Source organism: Pseudophaeobacter sp. (assembly GCF_039971195.1).
Classification (GTDB): Bacteria; Pseudomonadota; Alphaproteobacteria; order Rhodobacterales; family Rhodobacteraceae; genus Pseudophaeobacter.
Genome location: NZ_JBDWPJ010000027.1, coordinates 1 through 3,065 on the forward strand (window position 1 = coordinate 1; position 3,065 = coordinate 3,065).

Annotated in this window: 5 protein-coding genes; all 5 read right to left on the reverse strand. The window is 57.5% G+C overall.

The window, feature by feature from the left end:
• Nucleotides 1–335 (reverse strand): 2Fe-2S iron-sulfur cluster-binding protein (locus ABJP42_RS01870; protein WP_348338203.1); only part of this gene is annotated, 335 nt, incomplete at its 3' end.
• 14 nt (nt 336–349) lie between these two features.
• The gene (nqrE, locus tag ABJP42_RS01875; RefSeq protein WP_348338204.1) at nt 350–958 is read right to left on the reverse strand and encodes an NADH:ubiquinone reductase (Na(+)-transporting) subunit E; all 609 of its coding nucleotides are present in this window, start codon (nt 956–958) and stop codon (nt 350–352) included.
• Entirely contained in the window at nt 958–1,611 is a 654-nt protein-coding gene (locus ABJP42_RS01880) for an NADH:ubiquinone reductase (Na(+)-transporting) subunit D (protein WP_348338205.1), read from the reverse strand. The genes nqrE and ABJP42_RS01880 overlap by 1 nt, the downstream gene beginning before the upstream one ends.
• Nucleotides 1,611–2,417 (reverse strand): Na(+)-translocating NADH-quinone reductase subunit C, encoded by an 807-nt coding sequence (locus ABJP42_RS01885; protein ID WP_348338206.1) that lies wholly within the window; start codon nt 2,415–2,417, stop codon nt 1,611–1,613. Before ABJP42_RS01885 ends, ABJP42_RS01880 begins: the two co-directional genes overlap by 1 nt.
• A partial coding sequence (locus tag ABJP42_RS01890) for an RnfABCDGE type electron transport complex subunit D (RefSeq protein ID WP_348338207.1) occupies nt 2,410–3,065 on the reverse strand: 656 nt, incomplete at its 5' end. The genes ABJP42_RS01890 and ABJP42_RS01885, both read right to left, overlap by 8 nt.

Sequence of the window (3,065 nt, forward strand, 5' to 3'; positions counted from 1 at the left end):
GCAACCTGACAGGACAAGCGGTCACCGCAACCGGCCTCACGCTTGGTGATATGGCCTTCCTCGGTGGGCAGGATCGAGCCGCCACCGGAATGCACCTTGACCCGACACTGGGCACAGGTGCCACCACCGCCACAGGCCGAAGGCACAAACAGCTTTTCCGCCGCCAGCGTCTGCAACAGCTTGCCGCCCGCAGGTACGGAGATGGTTTTTTCGCCATTGATGGTGATGTTCACATTACCGGTCGACACCAGCTTGGAACGGGCCGCGATGATGATGCTGACAAGCGCCAGAACAATTAGGGTAAAGAGGACAATGCCAAGTCCAAAAGTAGCCATTCTGTCAGCCCCCCTTACAGTTTCACGCCACTGAAGGACATGAAGGCCATGGCCATCAATCCCGCAGTGATAAAGGTGATGCCAAGACCCTGCAAACCATCCGGAATGTCAGAATATTTCAGCTTTTCGCGCACACCGGCCATGGCGGTGATCGCAAGCGCCCAGCCAAAGCCGGAGGACAGACCGTAGGTCATGCTTTCGGCAAAGCCATAGTCGCGCTCCACCATGAACAGCGAGCCACCCAGGATGGCACAGTTCACGGTAATCAGCGGCAGGAAGATCCCCAGCGCGTTGTAGAGCGGCGGGAAGTATTTGTCCAAAACCATCTCGAGGATCTGCACCAGCGCGGCGATGACGCCAATGTAGGAGATCAGACCGAGGAAGGTCAGATCCACATCCGGGAACCCGGCCCAGGCCAGCGCACCGGGCGCCAGCAGATAGGTCAGGATCAGGTTGTTGGCCGGCACGGTGATGGCCTGCACGATCATCACCGAGATCCCCAGACCGATGGCGGTGGAAATCTTCTTGGAAACGGCGATGAAGGTACACATGCCGAGGAAGAAGGAGAGGGCCAGGTTCTCAACAAAGATCGCCTTGACCGCGAGGGAGAGGAGCGCTTCCATCAGTGGGCCTCTACAACTTGAATTTTATGTTCACGCTCTTCCACCTGATCGGGTTTCCAGGTGCGGAAGGCCCAGATCAAAAGACCGATGATGAAAAAGGCCGAAGGCGGCAGCAACAGCATCCCGTTTGGTACGTACCAGCCACCGTTGTTCACGGTTTCCAGAAGGGTGACGCCAAACAGCGAGCCAGAGCCAAAGAGCTCGCGGAAAAAACCAACCAGCATCAGGATCAGCCCATAGCCCAAGCCATTGCCGATGCCGTCAATGAAGGAGGCAACCGGCGGGTTCTTCATGGCAAAGGCTTCGGCCCGGCCCATGACGATACAGTTGGTGATGATCAGGCCAACAAAAACCGACAGGGTTTTTGAGATCTCAAAGGCATAGGCTTTAAGCACCTGATCCACCAAGATCACCAGCGAGGCGATGATCACCATCTGCACGATGATCCGGATCGAGCTGGGGATCTGGTTGCGCAGCACCGAGATGAACATCGACGAAAAAGCCGTCACCAGCGTCACCGCAATGGTCATCACCAGCGCCACTTTCAGCGAGGAGGTCACCGCCAGGGCGGAACAGATGCCAAGCACCTGCAGGGTGATCGGGTTATTGTCGACCAAGGGGTCGAGCAGCATTTCCCTACGTGTCTGGGACATCAGATATCTCCTGCTTTGAGATTGGCAAGGAAAGGCGCATAGCCGGTTTCACCCATCCAGAAGCGCACCAGATTGTCGACACCCGCAGACGTCAGGGTCGCACCGGACAGCGCGTCCACATGGAACTCTTTGCCAGCGGCGGGCGCGGTTTTAGCCACAGTGATCTGCAGCTCACCGGCGTCATCTGTCAGACGTTTGCCATTCCACAGGGCTTTCCAGCGGGGGTTGTCCACCTCGGCACCCAGACCGGGGGTCTCGGCATGGCTGTAGAATTGCAGGCCAAAGATGTCATTGGCGTTTTCTTCAACAGCGATAAAGCCATAGAGCGTCGACCACAGACCATAGCCATGCAGCGGCAGGATCACCTTATCGATCTCGCCTGCCTCGTCCTTCAGCAGATAGACAGTCATGTATTTCGACTGACGACCGATTGAGGCCGGATCATCATCCAGTGCGATCGAAGTGGCCGGATCATCCGCCGCAGCACGATCATCAAAGGTGGCCACATCGAAGTCTTCGGTGAAGCGACCCGTGGCCAACTCCAGCACGCGGGGCTCAAACGAGGCGCCAAAGGCTTCGGTGATATCGACGCCGGGCTCATAAAGCCCTGCGACCTGCAGAATGTTGATCTGCTTGTCTTTCAGCTTGTTGACTTCCTGCGTCGGACGCAGAGCCACGGCAGCTGCCGATACGATCATCGAAGCACAGAGGCAGAGCGCCACGGCGACAAACAGAGTCTTGCCAGTGGAATCCGGCGAGGCCTCAAGGAAGCGCTGGATTGCACCTTTTTGGGTTTGCTCAGACATGACGCTTCGCTCTCCGTTTGATATTGGCCTGCACGACAAAATAGTCGATCAGCGGCGCAAAGACATTGCCGAACAGGATGGCCAGCATCATGCCTTCGGGGAAGGCCGGGTTGATCACCCGGATCATCACCACCATGAAGCCAATCAGCGCGCCATAGATGTAGCGGCCCAGATTGGTGTGGCTGGCCGAGACAGGCTCGGTGACCATAAAGACCATGCCAAAGGCAAAACCACCGGTGACCAGATGCCAGTACCAAGGCATCGCAAACATCGGGTTACTGTCGGAGCCAATGGTGTTGAGCAACAGCGAGAAACCCACCATGCCCGCCATACAGCCGACAATCAGGCGCCAGTTGGCAATCTTGGTCACCAGCAGGAAGACCAGACCAAGCAGACAGGCCAGCGTCGAAGTCTCCCCAAAGGAGCCCTGAATGGTGCCGATGAAGGCATCCATCCACTCGATGCCATTGGCGGCCAGCTGGTCAAACCCGGCAGAGGCAGAGACCGACAGCGCCGTCGCACCAGAGAAACCGTCAACCGGTGTCCAGATGGTATCGCCCGACATATAGGCCGGATAGGCAAAATACAGGAAGGCCCGGCCAGTCAGCGCCGGGTTGAGGAAGTTCTTGCCGGTGCCGCCAAAGACTT